The sequence below is a fragment of the Streptomyces sp. NPDC088910 genome, from assembly GCF_044749865.1.
GTDB lineage: Bacteria > Actinomycetota > Actinomycetes > Streptomycetales > Streptomycetaceae > Actinacidiphila.
In genome coordinates this window covers 349,012-370,740 of the sequence record NZ_JBIVIV010000004.1, presented here as the reverse complement: position 1 = coordinate 370,740, position 21,729 = coordinate 349,012, and the positions used below count along the sequence as shown (strand labels likewise).

General features: G+C 73.9%; 20 protein-coding genes and 7 tRNA genes. 13 read left to right on the top strand and 14 right to left on the bottom strand.

The features are described 5' to 3' along the window. Positions 1-16: 16 nt before the first annotated feature. Together ACIP4Z_RS12485 and solA are read left to right on the top strand one after the other, a co-directional pair. Complete coding sequence (locus tag ACIP4Z_RS12485; protein ID WP_401307301.1) at positions 17-772, top strand: amino acid ABC transporter ATP-binding protein; 756 nt, start codon at positions 17-19, stop codon at positions 770-772. A gap of 28 nt (positions 773-800) precedes the next feature. Beyond that, entirely contained in the window at positions 801-1,937 is a 1,137-nt protein-coding gene (gene solA, locus ACIP4Z_RS12480) for an N-methyl-L-tryptophan oxidase (RefSeq protein WP_401307056.1), read from the top strand. Between the two features lie 105 nt (positions 1,938-2,042). Here solA and ACIP4Z_RS12475 read toward each other — a convergent pair. From ACIP4Z_RS12475 to ACIP4Z_RS12460, 4 genes are all read right to left on the bottom strand, one after another. After that, positions 2,043-2,114, bottom strand: a tRNA-Val gene (locus ACIP4Z_RS12475). A gap of 38 nt (positions 2,115-2,152) precedes the next feature. Continuing rightward, positions 2,153-2,623, bottom strand: a complete 471-nt coding sequence (locus ACIP4Z_RS12470; RefSeq protein ID WP_355332571.1) for an SRPBCC family protein — start codon at positions 2,621-2,623, stop codon at positions 2,153-2,155. 97 nt (positions 2,624-2,720) lie between these two features. Next, positions 2,721-2,792 (bottom strand) — tRNA-Val (locus ACIP4Z_RS12465). A gap of 78 nt (positions 2,793-2,870) precedes the next feature. Beyond that, positions 2,871-3,284 (bottom strand): TIGR02611 family protein, encoded by a 414-nt coding sequence (locus ACIP4Z_RS12460; RefSeq protein WP_391160845.1) that lies wholly within the window; start codon positions 3,282-3,284, stop codon positions 2,871-2,873. Positions 3,285-3,473: 189 nt separating this feature from the next. Between ACIP4Z_RS12460 and ACIP4Z_RS12455 the strand changes: the two genes are divergently transcribed. Both ACIP4Z_RS12455 and ACIP4Z_RS12450 read left to right on the top strand, forming a co-directional pair. Continuing rightward, the gene (locus tag ACIP4Z_RS12455; RefSeq protein WP_003959770.1) at positions 3,474-3,887 is read left to right on the top strand and encodes an SsgA family sporulation/cell division regulator; all 414 of its coding nucleotides are present in this window, start codon (positions 3,474-3,476) and stop codon (positions 3,885-3,887) included. 303 nt (positions 3,888-4,190) lie between these two features. Further along, entirely contained in the window at positions 4,191-4,748 is a 558-nt protein-coding gene (locus ACIP4Z_RS12450) for a CGNR zinc finger domain-containing protein (RefSeq protein WP_355332576.1), read from the top strand. Positions 4,749-4,812: 64 nt separating this feature from the next. Here ACIP4Z_RS12450 and ACIP4Z_RS12445 read toward each other — a convergent pair whose 3' ends face one another. Together ACIP4Z_RS12445 and ACIP4Z_RS12440 are read right to left on the bottom strand one after the other, a co-directional pair. Continuing rightward, entirely contained in the window at positions 4,813-5,049 is a 237-nt protein-coding gene (locus ACIP4Z_RS12445) for a hypothetical protein (RefSeq protein ID WP_355332579.1), read from the bottom strand. Between the two features lie 112 nt (positions 5,050-5,161). Next, on the bottom strand, positions 5,162-5,611 hold the full coding sequence (locus ACIP4Z_RS12440) for a hypothetical protein (RefSeq protein WP_391046554.1): 450 nt from the start codon (positions 5,609-5,611) through the stop codon (positions 5,162-5,164). Positions 5,612-5,779: 168 nt separating this feature from the next. Here ACIP4Z_RS12440 and ACIP4Z_RS12435 point away from each other — a divergent pair, with 168 nt between their 5' ends. Then, positions 5,780-6,370, top strand: coding sequence for a DsbA family protein (locus tag ACIP4Z_RS12435; RefSeq protein ID WP_391046552.1), 591 nt, complete (start codon positions 5,780-5,782; stop codon positions 6,368-6,370). Positions 6,371-6,463: 93 nt separating this feature from the next. Here the strand turns inward: ACIP4Z_RS12435 and ACIP4Z_RS12430 are convergent, their stop codons facing one another. From ACIP4Z_RS12430 to ACIP4Z_RS12420, 3 genes are all read right to left on the bottom strand, one after another. Then, positions 6,464-7,309 (bottom strand): GNAT family N-acetyltransferase, encoded by an 846-nt coding sequence (locus ACIP4Z_RS12430; RefSeq protein ID WP_401307050.1) that lies wholly within the window; start codon positions 7,307-7,309, stop codon positions 6,464-6,466. 94 nt (positions 7,310-7,403) lie between these two features. After that, positions 7,404-8,225 carry an aminodeoxychorismate lyase gene (locus ACIP4Z_RS12425; RefSeq protein WP_355332590.1) on the bottom strand — a complete coding sequence of 274 codons (822 nt, stop codon included), beginning with the start codon at positions 8,223-8,225 and terminating at the stop codon, positions 7,404-7,406. Then, on the bottom strand, positions 8,222-9,301 hold the full coding sequence (locus ACIP4Z_RS12420) for a chorismate-binding protein (RefSeq protein ID WP_401307046.1): 1,080 nt from the start codon (positions 9,299-9,301) through the stop codon (positions 8,222-8,224). Before ACIP4Z_RS12420 ends, ACIP4Z_RS12425 begins: the two co-directional genes overlap by 4 nt. Positions 9,302-9,523: 222 nt before the next feature. Between ACIP4Z_RS12420 and ACIP4Z_RS12415 the strand changes: the two genes are divergently transcribed. The 5 genes from ACIP4Z_RS12415 (at position 9,524) to ACIP4Z_RS12395 (ending at position 9,992) form a co-directional block, all read left to right on the top strand. Next, positions 9,524-9,596 (top strand) — tRNA-Gly (locus tag ACIP4Z_RS12415). A 35-nt stretch (positions 9,597-9,631) separates the two neighbouring features. Continuing rightward, a tRNA-Cys gene (locus tag ACIP4Z_RS12410) sits at positions 9,632-9,705 on the top strand. 1 nt (position 9,706) lies between these two features. Further along, a tRNA-Val gene (locus tag ACIP4Z_RS12405) sits at positions 9,707-9,778 on the top strand. Positions 9,779-9,810: 32 nt separating this feature from the next. After that, positions 9,811-9,882: transfer RNA gene (locus ACIP4Z_RS12400), tRNA-Val, on the top strand. Between the two features lie 38 nt (positions 9,883-9,920). Beyond that, positions 9,921-9,992, top strand: a tRNA-Val gene (locus ACIP4Z_RS12395). Positions 9,993-10,285: 293 nt separating this feature from the next. On the opposite strand, the gene ACIP4Z_RS12390 is transcribed toward ACIP4Z_RS12395, so the two are convergent. Together ACIP4Z_RS12390 and ACIP4Z_RS12385 are read right to left on the bottom strand one after the other, a co-directional pair. Next, positions 10,286-10,489: a hypothetical protein gene (locus ACIP4Z_RS12390; RefSeq protein ID WP_355332595.1), complete on the bottom strand. Its 204-nt coding sequence runs from the start codon at positions 10,487-10,489 to the stop codon at positions 10,286-10,288. 354 nt (positions 10,490-10,843) lie between these two features. Next, positions 10,844-11,077: a hypothetical protein gene (locus ACIP4Z_RS12385; protein ID WP_188285447.1), complete on the bottom strand. Its 234-nt coding sequence runs from the start codon at positions 11,075-11,077 to the stop codon at positions 10,844-10,846. Positions 11,078-11,318: 241 nt separating this feature from the next. Here ACIP4Z_RS12385 and ACIP4Z_RS12380 point away from each other — a divergent pair, with 241 nt between their 5' ends. The 3 genes from ACIP4Z_RS12380 to ACIP4Z_RS12370 all read left to right on the top strand — a co-directional run bounded on the left by ACIP4Z_RS12380 (position 11,319) and on the right by ACIP4Z_RS12370 (position 15,469). Beyond that, positions 11,319-12,659, top strand: coding sequence for a serine/threonine-protein kinase (locus ACIP4Z_RS12380; RefSeq protein ID WP_401307042.1), 1,341 nt, complete (start codon positions 11,319-11,321; stop codon positions 12,657-12,659). Between the two features lie 462 nt (positions 12,660-13,121). Beyond that, positions 13,122-14,327, top strand: coding sequence for an acyl-CoA dehydrogenase family protein (locus tag ACIP4Z_RS12375; protein ID WP_401307039.1), 1,206 nt, complete (start codon positions 13,122-13,124; stop codon positions 14,325-14,327). Then, entirely contained in the window at positions 14,324-15,469 is a 1,146-nt protein-coding gene (locus ACIP4Z_RS12370; protein ID WP_401307036.1) for an acyl-CoA dehydrogenase family protein, read from the top strand. The genes ACIP4Z_RS12375 and ACIP4Z_RS12370 overlap by 4 nt, the downstream gene beginning before the upstream one ends. A gap of 76 nt (positions 15,470-15,545) precedes the next feature. Here ACIP4Z_RS12370 and ACIP4Z_RS12365 read toward each other — a convergent pair whose 3' ends face one another. From ACIP4Z_RS12365 to cobT, 3 genes are all read right to left on the bottom strand, one after another. Then, on the bottom strand, positions 15,546-16,367 hold the full coding sequence (locus ACIP4Z_RS12365; protein ID WP_355332605.1) for an RNA methyltransferase: 822 nt from the start codon (positions 16,365-16,367) through the stop codon (positions 15,546-15,548). Positions 16,368-16,421: 54 nt separating this feature from the next. Next, entirely contained in the window at positions 16,422-17,663 is a 1,242-nt protein-coding gene (cobA, locus tag ACIP4Z_RS12360; protein WP_355332608.1) for a uroporphyrinogen-III C-methyltransferase, read from the bottom strand. 414 nt (positions 17,664-18,077) lie between these two features. Continuing rightward, the gene (gene cobT / locus ACIP4Z_RS12355; RefSeq protein WP_401307031.1) at positions 18,078-21,524 is read right to left on the bottom strand and encodes a nicotinate-nucleotide--dimethylbenzimidazole phosphoribosyltransferase; all 3,447 of its coding nucleotides are present in this window, start codon (positions 21,522-21,524) and stop codon (positions 18,078-18,080) included. Between the last annotated feature and the right edge of the window lie 205 nt (positions 21,525-21,729).

The window sequence follows — 21,729 nt, the reverse complement described above, 5'->3', positions numbered from 1 at the left end:
CGTCTCCACCCGGCCGATGGTCGAGGCCGTGGGCGTGCACAAGTCCTACGGCGGCAATCGCGTCGTCCAGGGGATCGACCTGACGGTCGCGGAGGGCGAGGTGCTGTGTCTCATCGGCCCGTCGGGGTCGGGCAAGAGCACGTTCCTGCGCTGCGTCAACCATCTGGAGAAGATCGACGCGGGCAGCATCAGCGTCGCCGGCGACCTGGTCGGCTACCGCGAGCACAACGGGTGGCTGCACGAACTGGGCGACGCGGAGACCGCCAAGCGCCGCAGCGAGATCGGCATGGTCTTCCAGCACTTCAACCTCTTCCCGCACATGACGGTGCTGGAGAACCTGATCGAGGCCCCGCTCCGGGTCCGCCGGGAGAAGCGCGGGGCGGCCGTCGAACACGCGCGGGCGCTGCTCACCCGCGTCGGGCTCGCCGACAAGGCGGACGCGTACCCGCGGGCGCTGTCCGGCGGGCAGCAGCAGCGGGTCGCGATCGCACGGGCGCTCGCCATGCGCCCCAAGCTGATGCTGTTCGACGAGCCCACCTCCGCGCTCGACCCGGAGCTGGTCGGCGAGGTGCTCGACGTGATGCGGGGTCTCGCCGCGGACGGCATGAGCATGATCGTGGTCACCCACGAGATCGGCTTCGCCCGCGAGGTCGCCCACACCGTGGCCTTCCTCGACGACGGCGTGGTCGTCGAGAGCGGCCCTCCCGAGCGGGTGCTGGGCAGTCCGCGGCACGAACGCACCCGTTCCTTCCTGGCGAAGGTCCTGTCATGACAACTCATCGAATCCGGAAGGAAGCACCGTGAGCAACCCGCTGGAGACCTTCGACGTGGCCGTCGTCGGCCTGGGCGCCCTCGGCAGCGCCGCCGCGTACCACCTGGCCAAGCGCGGAGTCCGCACCGTCGCGTTCGAGCAGTTCGACCTCGGACACGTACGGGGCGCGTCGCACGACACCTCACGCATCATCAGGACGTCCTACGGCGCGACCAGATACGTCCGGCTCGCCACGTCCGCGTACCAGGACTGGGCGGACTTCGAGAAGGTCGCGGGCGAGCGGCTGGTCACGGTGACCGGCGGGGTGATCTTCCTGCCCGCCGACGGCCCCTACAGCGCCGGTGACTTCACCGGCAGCCTGACCGAGGTCGGCGTCCCGTACGAGCTGCTGGACCCGGACCAGGTCCGGGCGCGGTGGCCGCAGTTCGACATCCCCGAGAACGTCGAGACCGTCTACACGCCCGACACCGGGATCGTGAACGCCTCCCGTACGGTGGCCGCGCTCCAGATGCAGGCGCGGGCCCACGGCGCCGAGTTGCGGGCGCGCACGCCCGTGACGGCGCTGAGGCCGGGCGGCGCGGGCACCGTACTGGAGACGGCGGCCGGTCCCGTGCGGGCGAGGAAGGTGGTCCTGGCGGCCGACGCGTGGACGAACCGGCTGCTCGCCCCGCTGGACGCCGCGATACCGCTGGAGACGATGCAGGAGCAGGTCACGTACTTCAAGCCCGCCGACGCCGAGGCGTTCGACCCCGACCGCTTCCCGGTGTGGATCTGGGAGGACACCGACTGCTTCTACGGGTTCCCCGCCTACGGCGAACCCACCGTCAAAGCCGCCCGCGACGTGTCGAACAACCTGATGACGCCCGAGGACCGGACCTTCGAGCCGTCCGCCGAACTGCTCGACCAGCTCTCGGCGTTCATGGGCGCCACGATCCCCGCCAGCGGCCACGTGCTGCGCACCGTCACCTGCCAGTACGCGATCACGCCCGACCGGGAATTCGTGCTGAGCCCGCTCGCGCGGTACCCCGACATCATCGTCGCCCTCGGCGCGGGCCACGCCTTCAAGTTCACCCCGGCCATCGGCCGCATCCTCGCCGAATTGGCGCTGGACGGTGAATCCACCGACGACATCTCGGCGTTCACCGCGCCCGGCGCTGCCGCCTGACGGTCTCACCGGCCGGCGTTCCGCGACGGCCGCCGCGGAACGCACAACGGCCCGCCGACTGATGTCGGCGGGCCGTCACGGTACTTCGAGGCCGGTGGGCCTCGGTGGGCGATACTGGGATCGAACCAGTGACCCCTTCGGTGTGAACGAAGTGCTCTCCCGCTGAGCTAATCGCCCGGGACGCCTCGAACCATACAGCGCGACGGGCCCGCCGTTCAAACCACATGCGCGGCGTCGGCGGCGAGCCGCGCGAGCAGCCCGTGGCGTCCGCCGCGCATCATCAGCGCGTGGTTGGCGAGGAAGAGCGGGCGGCAGGGGACGGCGAGCAGCCGCATCAACGGCTTGCGGACGACGACTTCCTGTTCGTAGAGCAGCCGGGTGCGGGTCCCCGGGAGGCCGCCCGGCGTGATCGTCCAGCGGAACCAGCCCTCCAGGTCGCCGGTCATCGCGGCTTCCAGGACCCGCGTACTCGGGTCGTGCCGGACGGATCTGGCGCTGACGACGAGGTCGTACGGGAGGAGGGAGCGGAAGCGCAGCATGCCGGTGGTGTCGCCGGTCTGCCGCACCTCGCGGATCTGGGGCCACCAGACGGGGTAGTCGTCGGGCCGTTCCAGCACCCGGTAGACGGCGTCGGGGTCCGCGTCGAGCTGCCACGTCCTACGGAATCGGTAGTGACTCCAGTCCATACCGCAAGTGTGCGCGATCGAATCCGCGTACGGCGCGGGAACGCAAAGGATCCCGGGGAGCGGTGTGGAAACCGGTCCCCGGGATCCTCGAATCCGGTGGGCGATACTGGGATCGAACCAGTGACCCCTTCGGTGTGAACGAAGTGCTCTCCCGCTGAGCTAATCGCCCGGACGCGTGGACAACTTTACCGCACGTGGGAGGGGCCTCGGACCAGGCTCCCGAGGGCCCGCGACGGGCGCGCGGGCCCTAGCTGTCGGCCCAGGGCGTGTCGAGGCCGAACTGCCACAGGTAGCACCCGGCGAGTCCGGCCAGGGCGAGCACGGCGGCGGTGGTGAGCAGCAGATTGCGCCGCCGTACGCGGGGGTCCAGGGCGGCCCTGGCGGCGTCGGCGACCTTGCGGCGGGTCCAGCGCAGGACGCGCTGGGCCCAGGCGAACTCGGTGGCCCAGATCGCCATGCCGCCGAAGATCACCACCCAGCCGGGGCCGGGCAGCGGGAGCAGGACGACTCCGCCCGCGACGACGGCGAGGCCGACGAGGAAGACGCCGACCCGCCAGGACTGGTGCAGCAGCCGTGACTTCCTGATGAAGCCGGGGGCCCGTGACCCCAGCCGCGAATCCTTGGCCACGGCTCCATCGAACTCGTCACTCTCCGCAGTCATACCGACAATTTACCCGACCGGCGTTCGTCACCGAAATGGCTGATCGGCCCGTCTCGGGACTAGGCCGGACGAGGTACCAGAAGCCTCACAAACCCCTCAGAGGGGTTTACAACGTCCTCGCAGGTGGCATGTCGATTTCGCCGACGTGCGAATCCCCGAGCGCACACTGAGCGAAAGGCCCTGGCGCTTATGAACACCACGGTCAGCTGCGAGCTGCACCTGCGCCTCGTTGTGTCGAGCGAATCCTCACTGCCTGTACCCGCGGGCTTGCGGTACGACACGGCCGATCCGTATGCCGTGCACGCCACCTTCCACACCGGAGCCGAAGAGACGGTCGAATGGGTGTTCGCCCGCGACCTGCTCGCCGAGGGGCTGCACCGCCCCACCGGCACCGGAGACGTCAGAGTCTGGCCGTCCCGCAGCCACGGTCAGGGCGTCGTCTGCATCGCCCTCAGCTCCCCCGAGGGCGAAGCGCTGCTGGAAGCACCGGCGCGGGCCCTGGAGTCCTTCCTGAAGCGGACGGACGCCGCGGTTCCGCCGGGCACCGAGCATCGTCACTTCGACCTCGACACCGAGCTCTCCCACATCCTCGCGGAGAGCTGAGACCCAGCCCGTCACCGCAGTCCGCGGCCGTCCTACTCGGGGGGACGCCCGGACCCGACCAGCGGAGCCGGACGCTCGCGCCCGGCCCGGCCGCCTGTCATCTCGACACGACTTCGCACGCGATTTCGCTCATGACATCGCTCGTGACGTCGCTCGCCGCGACACGCACGACACCGTCACCCGTCGCGTACGAGACACGCACGACAGCCGTCTCCGTGGGGCCTGCACCCCCACGGCGGCGGCTTTCGCGCGCTAGAGTCACCGGAACGCAGCCGACCGATCACGCCGGCAGGGAGCAGTTCCGTGCTGATCAACCATGACACCAGGTGCGCGCTCGACAGCGTCGTCGACCTCGTCAACACCGCGCCGCAGATCGAGGGCCGGGAATCGCTCGCGGACGTCGCGGACCTCCGCGGCTTCGTGGAGCGCAACCAGGTCAGCGAGGTCGGACGGCTCGACGAGCGCGACCTCACCGCCGTCCACGCCGTACGCGCCCGCTTCACCGCCGTCTTCGGCGCCGCCGACAACGCGACGGCCGCCACCATGCTGAACGCGATGGTCGCCGAGGCGGGCACCACGCCGCGGCTGACCGACCACGACGGCTACGACTGGCACGTGCACTACTTCGCGCCGGGCGCCTCGCTGGCCGACCACCTCGCCGCGGACTGCGGCATGGCGCTGGCCTTCCTCATCGTCGCCGGGGAACGCGACCGGCTGCGGCGGTGCGACGCGCCCGACTGCCGCCGGGCCTTCGTCGACCTGTCCCGCAACCGCTCACGCCGCTACTGCGACAGCCGCACCTGCGGCAACCGGCTCCATGTGGCGGCCTACCGGGCCCGCCAGCGCGAGGCGAGCGCCTGAGCGCGGGCGGCACGAACAGCCGACCGCGGACGCCGCCGCGGGCGTCCGCCCCCGGCCCGCGGCGTCAGAGCAGCAGCAGGTCGTAGATCGCGCCTGCCCCGAGCAGCCCTCCGATCACGCACAGGAACAGCATCAGCGGGGGCTGCGAGAGGGCGTACAGGCACCCCTGCGGCTCTCCCTCCCCCGCCCTCGCGGCGGGTTCACGACCCTCGGCGCGCGGGCCTGGAACGACGTTCTCGACAGTGGATTCGGCACGGTCCGGCCGCGGAGGGGAGAGACGATCCCCGGAGGTGGGCAGCACAGGCCGATGATCGCGCAGAGAACGATCACTCGTCTCCCAACACGCCAACTCCCAGGGGTGTTTCGGACCCCCACACCCGTTCGAAGAGGGCCGTGCGGTGCACGCCTTCCGGTCAGATACCGCGCCGCTTGAGGATCTCCTCGACATCGGCGAAGTCGGACAGACCGCTGTCCGCCGAGGCGCGCCGTTTCGTGCTCGGGCGGGAGGAGGCGGGCAGCGCGGGGCTGGAGGCGCCGGGCACGGCCGCCGGGGGCTGCTGCCCCTCCTCGGGTCCGACGCGCGCGGCGATCAGCCGGGTGACGCCGTACAGCAGCACGGAGACGCCGATGACGCCAAAGCCGAGCCAGACGGTGGGCTTGAAGATCAGGTCGGCCGCCCAGTCGCCGGTGGCGGTGCCGATCTTGCGGCCGAGGGTCACGAGCCCCGCCATGGCCAGGCCGACCGGCAGCAGGGACACGGCGGCGATGCGGGTGGCCCGCAGATAGCGTCGGCGGTAGGCGGTCTGCACGGCGATGGCCAGGCCCGCGGCGGACAGGACGGCGCATAGGGCGGTGGTCAGCATCCCGAGGCTCCTGCGGCAGTTGCGGATGGCCCCGTGAGGTCCGGCCAAGGGCCCGCACGAGGTCGCGTCCTCCCATCCTGCCTCGACACGGGCGCGCGAGGCCACGGTGGGGGGCCGGGTTCAGGGGGATCTCGGGGGTGCCTCCTCCCCGAGTGGGAGACTTGGACCATGGATCAACCCTCCCCCGCCGTGTCGCGTCCCCCCGTACTCGAGGTCTGGTGCGAACTCCAGTGCCCGGACTGCCGCACCGCCCTGGACGACGTCCGCGCGCTGCGCGAGCGGTACGGCGACACGCTCGACATCCAGCTCAGGCACTTCCCGCTGCCCAAGCACGCGCACGCCCTGGCCGCCGCGCAGGCGTACGAGGAGGCGTACGAGCAGGGCAGCGGCTGGCCGTACGCGGAGGCCGTGCTGGCCAGGGTCGAGGAACTGGACAGCCGCGGTGAGGCGGTGCTGGTCGAGGTGGCCCGCGATCTCGGCCTGGACGCCGACGAGGTGGACACCGCGCTGATCGACGGCCGCCACCTGCTGGTCGTCGACTCCGACGAGGCGGAGGGCAAGGCCATCGGCGTCACCGGCACGCCCACGTATGTGATCGGCGGCGAGCGTCTGGACGGCGGCAAGAGCCAGGACGGGCTGCGCGAGCGGATCACCGCCATCGCCGACCGCCTGCTGGCCGAGGCGGGCTCGGCCGTCCCCGGCCCCGGCCCGGCCACCGGCGACGACGGGCAGGTCTGCCGGATCCCCGGCCGCGACTAGACCGGCACCGGGCTCATCGGGGTCGGGATCAGACGCGGGCAGCGGGCACGGGTCCGGGGTCGGACGCGGGCACCGTCCGGGCTCGGGTCCGGGCTACAGCAGCGGCTTCGTCAGGTGCCGCACCGTCGTGCCGTAGCCCAGCGACTCGTACAGCCGCAGCGCCGGTGCGTTGCCCGCGAAGACGTCGAGTGCGACGGCGGGGGCCCCGGCCTCCCGGCAGGCGTTCTCGGCGGCGAGCATGAGCGTACGGCCGTGTCCGCGGCCCCGGTGCGCGGTGTCGACCTCGACGGCCAGCACCCACGCGGGCGCGGCACGGTCGGCCTCGTCGTACAGCCGCAGCGCCACGCGGCCGACGGTCACACCGTCGTGCGCGAGGGCGTACAGCGCGGCGCCCGGAGTGTCCCGGCCGCGCGGCAGCACGTGGTCGAAGGCGGCGGCCTCGCGGGCCGCCGCCTGCTCGCGCGGCATGCCGCGGTCGACCAGCGAGGCGATGAACCCCTCCGCGCTGTGCGCCCGCCACGGCCCGTACTCGGCGGCGGTCAGCGGGCGGGTGCGGCTGCCGGGCGGCAGCGGGTGCGGCGGGGCGGGCTCGCGCAGCGGCTTGAGCATGCCGCGGGCGCGTTCGACGTAGCCGAGCGCGGTGGCCAGCCGCAGCCCGTACTCGGCCGCGGCCGGGACCGAGACCTCAGCCCGCGCGCAGCCCCACAGCCGCAGCACCTCCTCGGCGGCCAGCGCGGCCACGGTGCCGCGCCCGCGCCGCCGGTCCGGCTCGTCGACGGCCAGCGCCGCGATCCGCCCGGTGCCGGGGCCGAGCCCCGGTTCCGCGCTCAGCTCGACACCGCCGACCGGGCGGCCGTTGACGCAGACGGTGAAGGCGCGGGCGCGACCGCCGTCGGGCGCGCGCCGCTCCGGGCCCGCGGGTCTGAGGGTCGTCGTCATGGTCGCGCTCCCGGGATGTCGCCGTACCGATCGCATGGGGTGCCGGGTGACGTTCTACCGCGCCCGGCGGCCGCCGTGCCGGGACTTGGGGGACCTACGGGTTCGGATCGGCCGCCGCGCGCTCGGCGAAGATCCGCATGGCCTTGGCCGTGACGGGCCCCGGAGCGGCGGAGAGCCGACGGTCGTCCGTCCGGTGCACGCCCTGCACATCGCGCAGCGACGAGGTCAGGAAGATCTCCTCCGCCCGGTCGAGGACGTCGAGCGGCAGGTCGGTCTCCTGCGCGCCGGTCCAGTCGATCACCAGCTCGCGGGTGATCCCGGCAAGGCAGCCGGACGCCAGCGGCGGGGTCAGCAGCCGGCCGTCGAGGACGACGAAGACATTGGACCCGGTGCCCTCGCAGAGCCTGCCCCGGGTGTTGGCGAACAGCGCCTCGCTGGCGCCGTGTTCGTGCGCCCGCGCGAGAGCGACGACGTTCTCCCCGTAGGAGGTGGTCTTGAGCCCGGACAGCGCGCCCTTCTCGTTGCGCGCCCACGGGACGGTGACGACGGCGGTGGTGTCGGGGCGTACGGACGCCTCGCCGAGCGCCACGACCAGGGTGGTGCCCGCGTCGCCGCGGTCGGAGCCGAGCGGCGACGGGCCGCCGGTGTACGTGATCCGCAGCCGTCCGAGCGGCATCGGGTTCGCGGCGAGCACGGCGTCGCAGGCGCGGCGCACCTCGTCCTGGTCGGGCTCCGGCAGGCCGAGGCCGCGGGCGGACCTGGCGAGCCGCTCCAGGTGGCGGGTGACCGCGAAGGGCCGGCCCTCGACGGCCTTGAGCGTCTCGAACACGCCGTCGCCGACCGTCAGTCCGTGGTCGAACACCGACACGGTGGCGTCCGCGGTGTCCCGCAGTCCGCCGTCCACCCAGATCTTCACCGAAGCATCCCTCCGCTTGTCTCCTGGACTCCCGACGCTACCGCCAGCAGCCTGGCCGCCTTCAATTCGGTCTCGGCCCACTCGCCTTCCGGATCCGAACCCCAGGTGATCCCGGCGCCGGTGCCGAAGCGCAGCAGAGGGGCGCCGGGGCCCGTCCTGTCGATCCAGAACGTCCGGATGCCGACGGCCAGTTCACCGGTCCGCCGGTCGGCGTCGACCCAGCCGATCCCGCCGCAGTACGGGCCGCGCGGGGCGGTCTCCAGCTCGCCGAGCACCCGCAGCGCGCTCGACTTGGGCGCGCCGGTGACCGAGCCGGGCGGGAAGGCGGCGGCGAACAGCTCCGGCCATCCGGCGTCGGGGCGCAGCTCGCCGCGGACGGTGGAGACCAGGTGCACCAGGCCGGGGTGCGGCTCGATCGCGCACAGCGCGGGCACGGTCACCGAGCCGGTGGCGCAGACCTGGCCGAGGTCGTTGCGCACCAGGTCGACGATCATGACGTTCTCCGCGTGGTCCTTGGGCAGCAGCTCGTCCGCGGTCCGCGCGGTGCCCTTGATCGGCCCCGACTCGACCGTCGCGCCGTCGCGCCGCAGGAACAACTCGGGCGAGGCGGTGGCGATCTCGACGCCGTGCGCGGGCAGCCGAATCGTTCCGGCATACGGGGCCGGGTTGCCGCGGGCCAGGACCGCGGACAGCGCGTCGATGTCCGGGCCGCCGTACCCGCCCCGGCTCTCCGCCTCGGGCAGCGGCGCGGTCAGGACCCGGCAGAGGTTGACCTGGTAGACCTCGCCGGCCGCGATGCGCTCGCGGATCGCGCGCACCCCGGCCACATAGGCCGCCCGGTCCAGCGAGGAGGTCCACGCGGCGGGGTCGGGGCCGCGCCAGGGGCGGGTCCGGGGTGCGGAACGGGCGGGGTCGCGGCGTACGTCGCCGAAGCGGGCGCAGATCGTACGGCCCTCAAAGTCGGCGGCGACCGCCCAGAAGCCCGTGGAGTCGAGCGCGCTCAGGTCCGCGGTGACATCCCGCAGGTCGGAGGCGACGAGGCCGCCGAAGCGGGCCATGGGGGCGAGGTCACGCACGGGGCTTCCCTGGTGGACGGCGAGTGGACGACGAGAGGGCCGAACCGGTGCTCGGCGGCAGGTGGAGCCGAGTCTAGGCGGGGCGCCGTCGCGGTGCTCCGCCGGTCATGCGCCCGTCATTGGCCCGGCACGCTGCGGAAACCAGTTTTTGAGCTTGACCGGGAATCCGCTAGAGTTCACCACGTCGCCGGGACACGAGAGTGCCCCGGAGCTACGGCGCCTGCGGACGTGGCTCAGTTGGTAGAGCATCACCTTGCCAAGGTGAGGGTCGCGAGTTCGAATCTCGTCGTCCGCTCGACGTGGGGGATCTTCCCGAACCCCCGCTGTGTTGGTGGAGTGGCCGAGAGGCGAGGCAACGGCCTGCAAAGCCGTCTACACGGGTTCAAATCCCGTCTCCACCTCCAAGGACGATTAGCTCAGCGGGAGAGCGCTTCCCTGACACGGAAGAGGTCACTGGTTCAATCCCAGTATCGTCCACTGGACCCCACAGGGTCCTGGAGAAAGATCCCGCGCGATTAGCTCAGCGGGAGAGCGCTTCCCTGACACGGAAGAGGTCACTGGTTCAATCCCAGTATCGCGCACGCGTCATCAGCACCATCCGCGTCACCCGCACGACCGAGGACGATTAGCTCAGCGGGAGAGCACTTCCCTGACACGGAAGGGGTCACTGGTTCAATCCCAGTATCGTCCACGCGCAGGACACCGAGGGCCGGAAGCGATTGAGCTTCCGGCCCTCGGTCGTGCGGGTCCACTCGGCTGTGCGGGTCCACTCGGTCGTGCGGGTCCCTCGGCGGTGCGGGTCCCCTCGGTCGCGGGAGGACCGCCTCCGTCGTCGGGATCGGGGTCAACTGGCCCCGGAAAAGCGCAATGCCCGGGTATCTCGCGATACCCGGGCAAACGCAGTCGTCCGCCGTACCCCCGTCCCCACGGGGTTCACCGGTATGTCCCCGGCCCGGACCGCTCTTCCGGGCCTGGGGCGTTGTGTCAGCGCCCCATCAGGCCGGCTACGGACGACGCTTGTGTGACCACCGCGTCCACTCCACCGAAGAAGTAGGCGAGCAGCGCTGCCAGCGGCAGCACCATGGCCGCCGCCACCAGCGGATGCCGGGTGCCGGTCGGACGGGCGCCGACGATCAGCGCCCTGCCGCCGCGCACGGCACGCGCGGTGCGTTCCACCGTGTTCGCCATGGCCCTCTCCAGAGGTGTGGTGTGGTCAGATCTTCTGTTGTCAGATTTGGGGCGGCGGACGTTTGACCTCGGGGGACGAGTGCTTCGCCCGCCGCTTGACCTCAACATTAAGGGCGCGACGGCGGCCGGTCGTCATGCCCTCGTACCCCTTTACCGGCCTCCCGGAGGATGACGGCGAGCGGCCCGGATACTCCCCTGGGTGGAGGAGGCGACCTAGGTCACCAGGGGTATCCCGGAGGGGACACCGGGCCGGAGGGGCGGCTTTTCCTGAGGAGGGGTCCGGGACCGCGTCGGTAGCGGGCGGGTGACAGGGCGGTGACGGGGTCGGGCGACGGTGCGGTGGCGGGGCGGCGCTCAGCCCGCCTGCTCGACCTCGCGCGGTACCGGCTGCTCCACCAGGGCGAGAACCCTGGTGGACATGAAGCGGGCGGTGCGGACCACCGTCCCATTGCGGGTGACTTCACTCACTTCCACGACACCTCGGCGCACCGCCGTCTCCACTCTGCGGCCCGCCCGGGTGGCGATGACCTCATAGGTGCGGGTGGTGTCCCCCGCGTCGACGACTATCTCCACACGATCACCTTTCACGGCGTCATTCCCCCTTGGCAGACGGTCCGTTGGCGAAGCGGGCGCGGTGCTGACCACCCGTCGGACGGGCGCGCTCCCACCTCTCAAGGATCCCACCGGGCACTGACAATTAGCGCCCGCGCGCCTGCGGGGCATCAGCGCGCGGGGGGACTTGAGTCCGTAAGCTGTGGGCGGCCGGCCCAGCGGCCGGTCAGTTCAGTGGAGTGGGGCCTCCCCCACCGGAGGCAGGGGACGGACGGACATGGCGATGATGCGGCTCCGGCGCGAGGATCCGCGGGTCGTCGGCGCGTTCCGGTTGCACCGGCGGCTCGGGGCGGGCGGCATGGGCGTGGTCTACCTCGGCGCGGACAAGCGCGGGCAGCGCGTCGCGCTGAAGGTCATCAGGCCCGAGCTGGCGGAGGATCAGGAGTTCCGCTCGCGGTTCGCCCGTGAGGTGTCCGCCGCCCGGCGGATCCGCGGCGGCTGCACGGCCCGGCTGGTGGCGGCCGACCTCGAGGCCGAACGCCCGTGGTTCGCCACCCAGTACGTGCCGGGGCCGTCCCTGCACGACAAGGTCGCCGAGGGCGGCACCCTGCCCGCCGCCGAGGTCGCCACGATCGGCGCGGCCCTCGCCGAGGGGCTGGTCGCCGTGCACGAGGCCGGGGTCGTGCACCGCGACCTCAAGCCGTCGAACATCCTGCTGTCCCCCAAGGGCCCGCGGATCATCGACTTCGGCATCGCCTGGGCGACCGGGGCCAGCACGTTGACGCACGTCGGTACGGCGGTCGGCTCGCCCGGCTTCCTCGCGCCCGAGCAGGTGCGCGGCGCCGCGGTCACCCCGGCCACCGACGTCTTCGCCTTCGGCGCCACCCTGGCGTACGCGGCGACCGCCGACTCGCCCTTCGGGCAGGGCAGTTCCGAGGTCATGCTGTACCGCGTGGTGCACGAGGAGCCGGATCTGACCGGCGTGCCCGACGCGCTCGCGCCGCTGGTCTACGCGTGCCTGGCCAAGGACCCCGAGGAGCGGCCGAGCACCGTGCAGCTCTCGGAACGGCTCGCCGAGATCGCCGCCCGCGAGGCCCGCGGGATCGGCGCGCCGCGCCGCGAGGGGCTGCCGAAGGCGGCCGGGCCGCGCCCGGAGCGGCCGACCGGCCGCAGGGCCGAGGAGTACGCGCAGCAGCACACCGAACGGCGGCCGGCCGGCGGGCCGACCAACGGGCGTACGGGTCCCGGTACCGCGCCCGGCCGGGGCAGCCGTACGGGCGGTGGCCAGGGGCCGCACGGTACCGGGGCCGGTGCCGGGGGGCAGGGCGGCGCCGGCACGTCCGGGGGGCGCTCCGGGTCGCGTACGCCGCCGCCTCGGCCGCCCGGCCCCCGGTCCTCCGGGACCCGCACCCCCGCCGCCCGGACGCCGACCGGGCGGCGTCCCGGTGCCAGCCCGAAGCGGCGCCTGTTGCGCCAGCGCGTCTTCGTCTTCGTCATCGTCACCCTTCTCGCGGCCGTCATCATCGCCGCCGCCCAGGGGTGCCACCGGCTCTCCCGTGGACTCGGCGTCCCGCCCATGGTCACCGTCTCGGCTTCCGCCGGGGATTCAGGCCCCTAGGGCTGCCGCCCGGGCGGCCCGATGTCGGCTTCCGTCACGGCCGATCGCGCCGTTCCCCCGGTTGGGTGCCACTTTCGGCCGTGCGGACAGTCCCGGCCAGCCGTGGCTCGTCGCGCAGTTCCCCGCGCCCCTACGGGGCCCCAGTGCGGACGCCGGGTGGGGCGGGCTTTTGAGGGGCGCGGGGAACTGCGCGACCAGCCCACGCCGGGGCGCGGGTGAAGGACGGCAGGTACGAGCCCCGAAGGGGCGCGGGGAACTGCGCGACCAGCCCACGTCGGGGCGCGGGGAACGGCGCGGGCGCCACGGCGGGGCGGGGCTGTCTCCGGGACTGGATGTGGCACTCGCGCGGGCGTCCGTACTCGTGAAGCCTCCCCCGCAGGGGGGCTGGCGTGGGTGGGCGGACTTCGGCTAGGTTTCCAAGCGCTTGCTTAGTAGGCTCGGGCGATCGGAAGGACGCGGCGTATGACGACCACCACCGCGAAGGACGGCCTCGGCGAGGAGGAGCTGCGCCTGCGGGCAAGAGCGCTGCTGGCGGCGTGGGAGCCGGGGCGGACGGAGCCGCTGGAGTTCCTGCGGGCGCGGTTCGACGCGGGGCTGGCGTGGGTGCACTTCCCCGAGGGCCTCGGGGGCCTGGGCGCGCCGAGGGCGGCGCAGGCGGCGGTGGACGCGGAGCTGACGGCGGCCGGGGCACCGGACAACGATCCCCGGCGGATCGGCATCGGGCTCGGCATGGCGGCGCCGACCATCCTGCGGTACGGCACCGAGGAGCAGAAGTCCCGCTTTCTGCGACCGCTGTGGACCGGCGAGGAGGTGTGGTGCCAGCTCTTCAGCGAACCGGGCGCGGGCTCGGACCTGGCCGGGCTGCGGACGCGGGCGGTCCGCGACGGCGACGAGTGGGTCGTGGACGGCCAGAAGGTCTGGACGTCGAGCGCCCACACCGCGCGCTGGGCGATCCTCATCGCCCGTACCGACCCGGATGTGCCCAAGCACCGAGGGATCACGTACTTCGTGTGCGACATGACCGACCCCGGCGTCGAGGTGCGTCCGCTGCGGCAGATCACCGGGGAGGCCGAGTTCAACGAGGTGTTCCTCAGCGGGGTGCGGATTCCCGACGCGCACCGGCTCGGCGAGGTCGGCGACGGCTGGCGGGTCGCGCAGACCACGCTCATGAACGAGCGGGTGGCGATCGGCGGGCAGAGCCTGCCGCGTGAGGGCGGCATGATGGGCCCCGTCGCCGCGACCTGGCGCGAGCGGCCCGAGCTGCGGACGCCGGAGCTGCACGACCGGCTGATGCGGCTGTGGGTGGACGCGGAGGTCGCGCGGCTCACCGCCGAGCGGGTCCGCCAGCAGCTCGTGTCCGGCGCGCCGGGCCCCGAGGGCTCCGGGCTCAAGCTGGCCTTCGCCCGGCTCAACCAGCAGATCAGCGGCCTTGAGGTGGAACTCCTCGGCGAGGACGGCCTGCGCTACGGCGACTGGACGATGGTCAGGCCGCGCAGTGTCGACTTCTACGGCCGCGACGCGGGCTACCGCTATCTGCGGGCCAAGGGGAACTCGATCGAGGGCGGCACCTCCGAGATCCTGCGCAACATCGTCGCCGAGCGGGTCCTCGGCCTGCCCTCCGAGCCCCGCACCGACAAGGACGCCGCCTGGAAGGACCTCCCCCGATGACCGCCGCCTCCGCCCCCTCCCCCGGCCCCGCCGACCTCCTCTACTCCGAGGTCGAGGACGACCTGCGGGCCGCCGTGCGCGACGTCCTCGCCGACCGCTGCCCGCCGACGGCCGTGCTGGCCGCGATCGAGACCGACACACCGTACGACCCGGCGCTGTGGCGGGTGCTCGCCGCCGAACTCGGCCTCGCCGGGCTGCTGGTGCCGGAGAAGCTCGGCGGCCAGGGCGCCACCGCGCGGGAGGCCGCCGTCGTCCTCGAAGTCCTGGGCGGCGGCGCCGCGCCCACGCCCTTCCTCGGCAGCGCCGTCCTCGCCACCACCGCGCTGCTCGGCTGCGACACCGAGGACGCGGGGACGGCGGCGCTGCTCGGCCGCCTCGCCGCAGGCACGGCCACGGCGGCGCTGGCCGTCCCGCTGTCCGCCGCTCCCGGTGGCGCCTTCCCCACAGCGGTACGCGCCGACGCGGGCGGTCTGCTGACCGGCCGTGTCACCAGCGTCGTGGAAGCCCTCGTCGCGGACGTGCTCGTCGTCCCCGCCGTCGGCCCGGAAGGCCCGGGGCTCTACGAGGTCGCGGCGGCCGACGTCCGTACCGTACGGCCGGTCTCCCTCGACCTCACCCGGCCGCTCGCCGATCTGGAGCTCTCCGGCGCCGCCGGGCGTCTCCTGCCCGCCGCAGACCCGGCCGCCGCGCTGGACCGCGCCCTGCTCACCGGCGCCGGGCTGCTCGCCTCGGAACAGCTCGGCATCGCCCAGTGGTGCCTGGACGAGACCGTCCGCTACCTCGGTGAGCGCCACCAGTTCGGGCGCGTGGTGGGGTCCTTCCAGTCGCTCAAGCACCGGCTCGCCGACCTCTGGCTCGAGGTCGTCTCGGCCCGCGCCGCCGCCCGCTCAGCCGCCGACGCCCTGGCCACCGGCGCGCCCGACACCGCCGTCGCCGTGTCCGTCGCGCAGTCGTACGTCGCCGCCACGGCCGTCCACGCCGCGGAAGAGGCCCTTCAACTGCACGGCGGCATCGGCATGACGTGGGAGCATCCGCTCCACCTCTACCTCAAGCGCGCCAAGGCGGACGAGATCGCCCTCGGCACACCGGGGTACCACCGCGCGGCGCTGGCCTCTTTGGTGGGGCTCCCGCCCCGCCCGTGAGGACGCGGGCCCGTGGGCGCGCTGGAGGTGCCCCCAGCGCGCCTGAAGACCTGGCCCCGGCCGCCGCCCCGCGCGGCTACAGCCTCGTGGCGTAGAAGGCGACGGCCGACGCGGCGGCGACGTTGAGGGAGTCGACGCCGGGGGCCATCGGGATGCTGACCCACTCGTCGGCGGCGCGCAGGGCGTCCACGGAGAGGCCGTCGCCCTCGGTGCCGAGCATGAGGGCGAGTTTGGGGTAGCGGCGGGCGGCCAGCTCGTTGATGGTGATCGACTTGTCGGCGAGGCAGAGCGCCGCGGTGACGAAGCCCTGCTGGCGGAAGCGTTCGATGTCCTTGGGCCAGGAACTCAGGCGGGTCCAGGGGACTTGGAGGACGGCGCCCATGGAGACCTTGACGGCGCGCCGGTAGAGGGGGTCGGCGCAGCGCGGGGAGAGGAAGACGGCGTCCACGCCGAGGGCGGCGGCGCTGCGGAAGGCGGCGCCGAGGTTGGCGTGGTCGACGATGTCCTCGAAGATCGCGACGCGGCGTCCGGCGCCCTGGGCGGGGGCGGCGGCGAGCAGGTCCTCGGCCGTCGGCAGCGGCTTGCGCTGCATGGAGGCGAGGGCGCCCCGGTGCACGTGGTAGCCGGTGACCTGCTCCGCGAGGTCGGGGCTGACGGCGTAGACGGGAGCGGGCACCTCGTCGATGACATCGCGCATGACGTCCACCCACTTGGCGGACAGCAGCATCGAGCGCATGCGGTAACCGGCGTGCCGGGCCCGCCTGATGACCTTCTCGCCCTCGGCGATGAAGAGACCTTCGGCGGGTTCGCGACGACGCCGCAGGTCCACGTCGGTCAGCGACGTGTAGTCGTGCAGGCGCGGGTCGTCGGGGTCGTCGATCGTGATGAGCTCAGCCACAGCCTGATACTGCCCTGTCCTCCGGCACCTGCCAACGGCGCATCCACAAGCCGTTCACCGGCCGGTACGGCCCTGTGCGACGCCGCCGCCCACGGTGACCACGTCGCCGATCACGATCACGGCGGGGGGACGTACGCCTTCCGCTTCCACGACGTCCGCGACGGTCGCCAGCGTGGCGTCCACCCGGCGCTGCGCGGCCGTCGTGCCCTCCTGCACCACGGCCACGGGTGTGTCGGCGGACCGGCCGCCCGCCACCAGCGTCGCCGCGATCGGGCCGATCCGCTCGACCGCCATCAGCAGCACGAGGGTGCCGCGCAGCCGGGCCAGCGCCGTCCAGTCGACCAGCGAGCGCGCGTCGTCGGGCGCGACATGGCCGCTGACCACCGTGAACTCGTGGGCCACACCCCGGTGCGTGACCGGGATACCGGCCGCGCCCGGCACGCTGATGGAGCTGGAGATGCCGGGTACGACGGTGACCGGGACACCGGCGGCGGCCAGCGCCTCGGCCTCCTCCATACCGCGCCCGAAGACGTACGGGTCGCCGCCCTTGAGGCGGACCACGGCCTTGCCCGCCCTGGCGTGCTCGATCAGCGCGCTGTTGATGGCCTCCTGGGCCATCGCCCGGCCGTACGGGATCTTCGCCGCGTCGATCACCTCGACGTGCGGCGGCAGTTCGTCCAGCAGGTCGCGCGGGCCGAGCCGGTCGGCGATCACCACGTCCGCCTCCGCCAGGAGGCGGCGTCCGCGCACCGTGATCAGGTCCGGGTCGCCGGGGCCGCCGCCGACCAGCGCCACGCCCGCCGTCCGCGTCCGGTGGTGCGGCGCCACCAGCGTGCCGTCCCGCAGCCCCTCGACGACCGCGTCCCGTACCGCCGCCGACCGCCGGGGGTCCCTGCCGGTCAGCACCGCCACCGTCACGCCCTCCGAACGGCCCGTCGCGGGCGTCCACGCCGTGGCCGCCTCCGCGTCGTCGCTGCGCACGCACCACACCCGGCGGGCCTCCGCCTCCGCGGACGCCGCCGCGTTCGCCGCCGCGTCGGTGCTCGCCACCAGGGCGTACCAGGCGCCCTCCAGGTCCCCGTCCTCGTACGGCCGCCGCTCCCAGCGCAGCTCGCCCGCGTCGGCCATCGCCTCCACCGACGGCGTCGCCGTCGGCGACACCACCACGATGTCCGCCCCCGCCGACACCAGCGCCGGAAGCCGCCGCTGCGCCACCTGGCCACCGCCGACCACCACGACGCGCCGTCCGGCGAGGCGCAGCCCTACGGGGTACGCCGGGGCGTCCTTGCGATCCATGCGGTCCGGCTCCTTCTCAACGGTTTCCACTGCGTGCGGCGATCCTACGTTTCGGCCCCGGGCCCGGTCGGCCCCACCGTGCCCGGCCGCGCGGTTCCCCGCGCCCCTCCGGGACGCGTCCTCTTCCGCAGAAGGGTGAGCCGTCCTTCTTGGGGTGCGCGGGGAACCGCGCGGCCGACCACGACGCACCGCGACTGTGCACACCACAGCGGGCGGCACCCCCTGGAGGCGCGGGGAATTGCACGCTCGGCCAGGACGCACCGCGAGACTGTGCACACCACAGCAGGCGGCACCCCCTGGGGCCACGACCGCGCCGCCGGGGTGCATGCAGCCGTCAGCGGCACCCCCCTGCGGGGAGGAGGAACAGGGCCCGGGGAGGGCCTGAGCTTCAAGCGGGGGCACCCCGTGCGGGGGCTACCCCTTCTCGGTGACGCCCGCCGCGTCGAAGGTGGCGACTTCGTGCATGACGCGCGCCGCGCTCTGGACCAGGGGCAGCGCGAGCAAGGCCCCGGTGCCTTCGCCGAGGCGGAGGTCGAGGTCGACGAGGGGCCGCAGCCCCAGCGTGGTGAGCGCGGCGACATGCCCGGGCTCGGCGCTGCGGTGCCCGGCGATGCAGGCGGCGAGCACCTCGGGGGCGATGGCGCGAGCGACCAAGGCGGCGGCACCGGCGCTGACGCCGTCGAGGATGACGGGGGTACGGAGGGCCGCGGCGCCGAGCAGGAGCCCGACCATGGCGGCGTGTTCGAGACCGCCGATGGCGGTGAGGACACCGATGGGGTCGCCGGGGTCGGGCCGGTGCAGGTCGAGGGCGCGCCGGACGACCTCGACCTTGCGGGCGTGCATCTCGTCGTTGATGCCGGTGCCGCGCCCGGTGACCTCGGCGGGGTCGACTCCGGTGTAGACGGCGATGAGGGCGGCGGACGTCGTGGTGTTCGCGATGCCCATCTCGCCGGTGAGCAGCGCCTTGTTGCCCGCGGCGACGAGGTCGCGGGCGGTCTCGATGCCGACCTCGATGGCGCGCAGCGCCTCTTCGCGGGTCATCGCGGGCCCCGCGGTGAAGTCGGCGGTGCCCGCGCGGACCTTGCGCGGCAACAGCCCCGGGGTGCTGGGCAGTTCGGAGGCGACGCCGACGTCCACGACGCAGACCTCGGCGCCGACCTGGTTGGCGAAGGCGTTGCAGACGGCGCCGCCGCCGAGGAAGTTGGCCACCATCTGCGCGGTGACCTCCTGCGGCCACGCGGTGACGCCCTGGGCGTGCACCCCGTGGTCACCGGCGAAGATCGCCACGGCCGCGGGCTCGGGAATCGGCGGCGGGCACTGCCGCGAAAGCCCGCTGAGCTGCGCGGAGATGATCTCCAGCATGCCCAGCGCGCCCGCCGGTTTCGTCATCCGCTTCTGCCGCTCCCACGCCTCGCCGAGCGCCTTGGCGTCCAGCGGGCGGATGCCGCGCAGCGTCTCTTCCAGCAGGTCGTGCGGCTCCTCGCCGGGCAGCGCGCGGTTGCCGTACTCCTCGTCGTGCACGACCCACGACAGCGGGCGGCGCTGCGACCACCCGGCCTGCATCAGCTCGGGCTCGTCGGGGAATTCGTCGACGTACCCGACGCACAGGTAGGCGACGACCTCCAGGTGCTCGGGCAGGCCGAGCTCGGTGACCATCTGGCGCTCGTCGAAGAAGGAGACCCAGCCGACGCCGAGTCCTTCCGCGCGGGCGGCGAGCCACAGGTTCTCCACGGCGAGCGCGGAGGAGTACGGCGCCATCTGCGGCTGCGTGTGGCGGCCGAGGGTGTGCCGGCCGCCGCGGGTGGGGTCGGCGGTCACCACGATGTTGACCGGGGTGTCGAGGATCGCCTCGATCTTCAGCTCGCGGAACTGCCGCGCCCGGCCCTTGGGGAGCGACTTGGCGTACGCCTCCCGCTGCTGCATGGCCAGTTCGTGCATCTTCTCGCGGGTCTTCGCCGACCTGATGACGACGAAGTCCCACGGCTGCGAGTGCCCGACGCTGGGCGCGGTGTGCGCCGCCTCCAGGACGCGCAGCAACACGTCGTGCGGGATCGGGTCGGAGCGGAAGCCGTTGCGGATGTCTCGCCGTTCGCGGATCACCCGGTGCACGGCGTCCCGGACGGCGGGCTCGTACGCCTCCGCCGCGGGCCCCTGCTGCGGGACGACCGCGACCGGCAGCGGCTGGGCCTCTTCGGCCTCGGCGACAGCGGCGGCGACCGGCTCGGGTGCGACGGGCTCCGCGACGACCGGCTCCGCGACGACCGGCTCCGCGACGACGGCCTCGGGGGCGGCCTCGGGTACGGCCTCGAGTACGGCCTCCACGGGCGCGGCCTCGGCTTCGGGAGTCGCCTCGGGCGCGGTCTCGGCCGACTGCGCCGGAGCAGCGGCCTGTTCCGGTACGTCCGCCGGTTCCGGCACGGCGACCGGCTCGGCCGCGGCGGGCGCGGGCGTCACCTCGGCGGGCGTCTGCCGGACGGCCTCCACGGGTACGGCTTCCACGGGCGCGGCCTCGGCCGGTGCCGCTTCCACCGGTACGGCCTCGGGCAGCGGCGCCGGAGCCTGTACGGCCGCCGACGGCTGCTCCTCGGGCGCGACGTGCGGCGCCTCCTGCTCGACCGGGGCCGCGGGCGCGGGCTGGTCGGGAGCGGGCGCGTACTCGGCTGCGGCGGGCTGAGCGGGCGCCACGGGCCGGACCGGCTCGACGGCCACGGGCTGCGCCACGGCCTCGGGCTGCGCGGCGGGTTCGGGCTGCGCGGCGGGTTCGGGCTGCGCGGCGGGTTCGGGGACGGCCACCGGCGCCGGGGCCTGGGCCGGGACGGCGGCGACCGGGGCGGCGGCGGCCGGAGCCGCGGTCTCCTCCGGCGCGTCATCGGGCGCGAGGAACGCGCGCAACGGGTCGGCGGGCCGCGGCGGGACGACGCTGTCGGCGTGCGGGATCAGCGACGGCTGGGAGGCGGCGGGGGCGGCGGGCCAGCCGCCGACCTGCTCGGCGCCCGCCGTACCGGAGGCGGGAGTCCGGTCCGCGGCCTCGCCGGTCTGCTGGGCCGGGATGCCGGAGGTGTCGTCCTGCGGCACGTCGAGGTATTCGGGGCCGGAGGTCGGCGGGCCCGAGGCCCGTACCGGGGTCTGCGCCGGTGCCTGGGCGTGCGCGGGCCCGCGGTCGGCCAGGGAGCGTACGGAGACGCCCCCGCCGATGCTGTCGGGCATCGGCGGGCCCATGTGCAGCGGGCGGCGCGGCGCGGCGGTCTGGGCGGCCTGGGCGCCGGCCGGCTGCGGCACACCGGCAGACGGCATCGGGACCGCGCCCGTGTCGCCGGGGCCGGCGAACTCGGCGGCCGGGGCCGCGTGCTCGGTACCGGTGTCGAAGCCGTAGCCGGGCGCCGGATTCCCCGCGGCGGGCGTCGCGGCCTCGGCCACGGGCGGCACGGCCGGGGGCAGCGCCTCGCCGCCCTGCTGGGCGGCCTGCTGGACGTCCTGGGGCAGGCCCTGCGGGAGCGGCTGCGGCGCGAGCACCGCCGCGTAGTCGATGGAGCCGGAGTCCCGGCCGCCCGCCTCGTGCGCGTCGGCGTGGGCCGGTACGGGCTGCGGCGGCACCGGCTGCGGGTCGCTCCAGGACCCCTGCGGGCCCGGCATGAGCAGCACGTCGTCCTCGTCGTCGATGCCCGCGCCGGGAGCGGCGGGCTGGTCGAGGTAGGTGTACGCGGGTGCGCCCTGTTCGTCGGGAAGCGGTTCCGCGCCCCAGCCGGGGACGGACGGCTGCGGTACGGCAGTGCCGGGAAGCTCGGAGTGCGGCTGGCGAACCGCTTCCCCGACTGCGTTCTCCGGCAGCCCCTCGCCGGGGATCCGACCGGTGTCCGTCATGCGTGCCCCTCGCCCATCGGTTTCGCTCCTTCCAGCGCTGCACCGCGCGCGGCCCGACCCCCTCACGCAAGAGAACGAGCGTGCGGAGCAGCGGGCACGTGAGCGCCGGACGCCGCGGTTCTCGACGACCCGTCAACGCACGACGACGGCACAACGATCCGCCAGCCTACCCCGCTCGGCGCGGCGGCCCGTCCGGTGGTCCGCA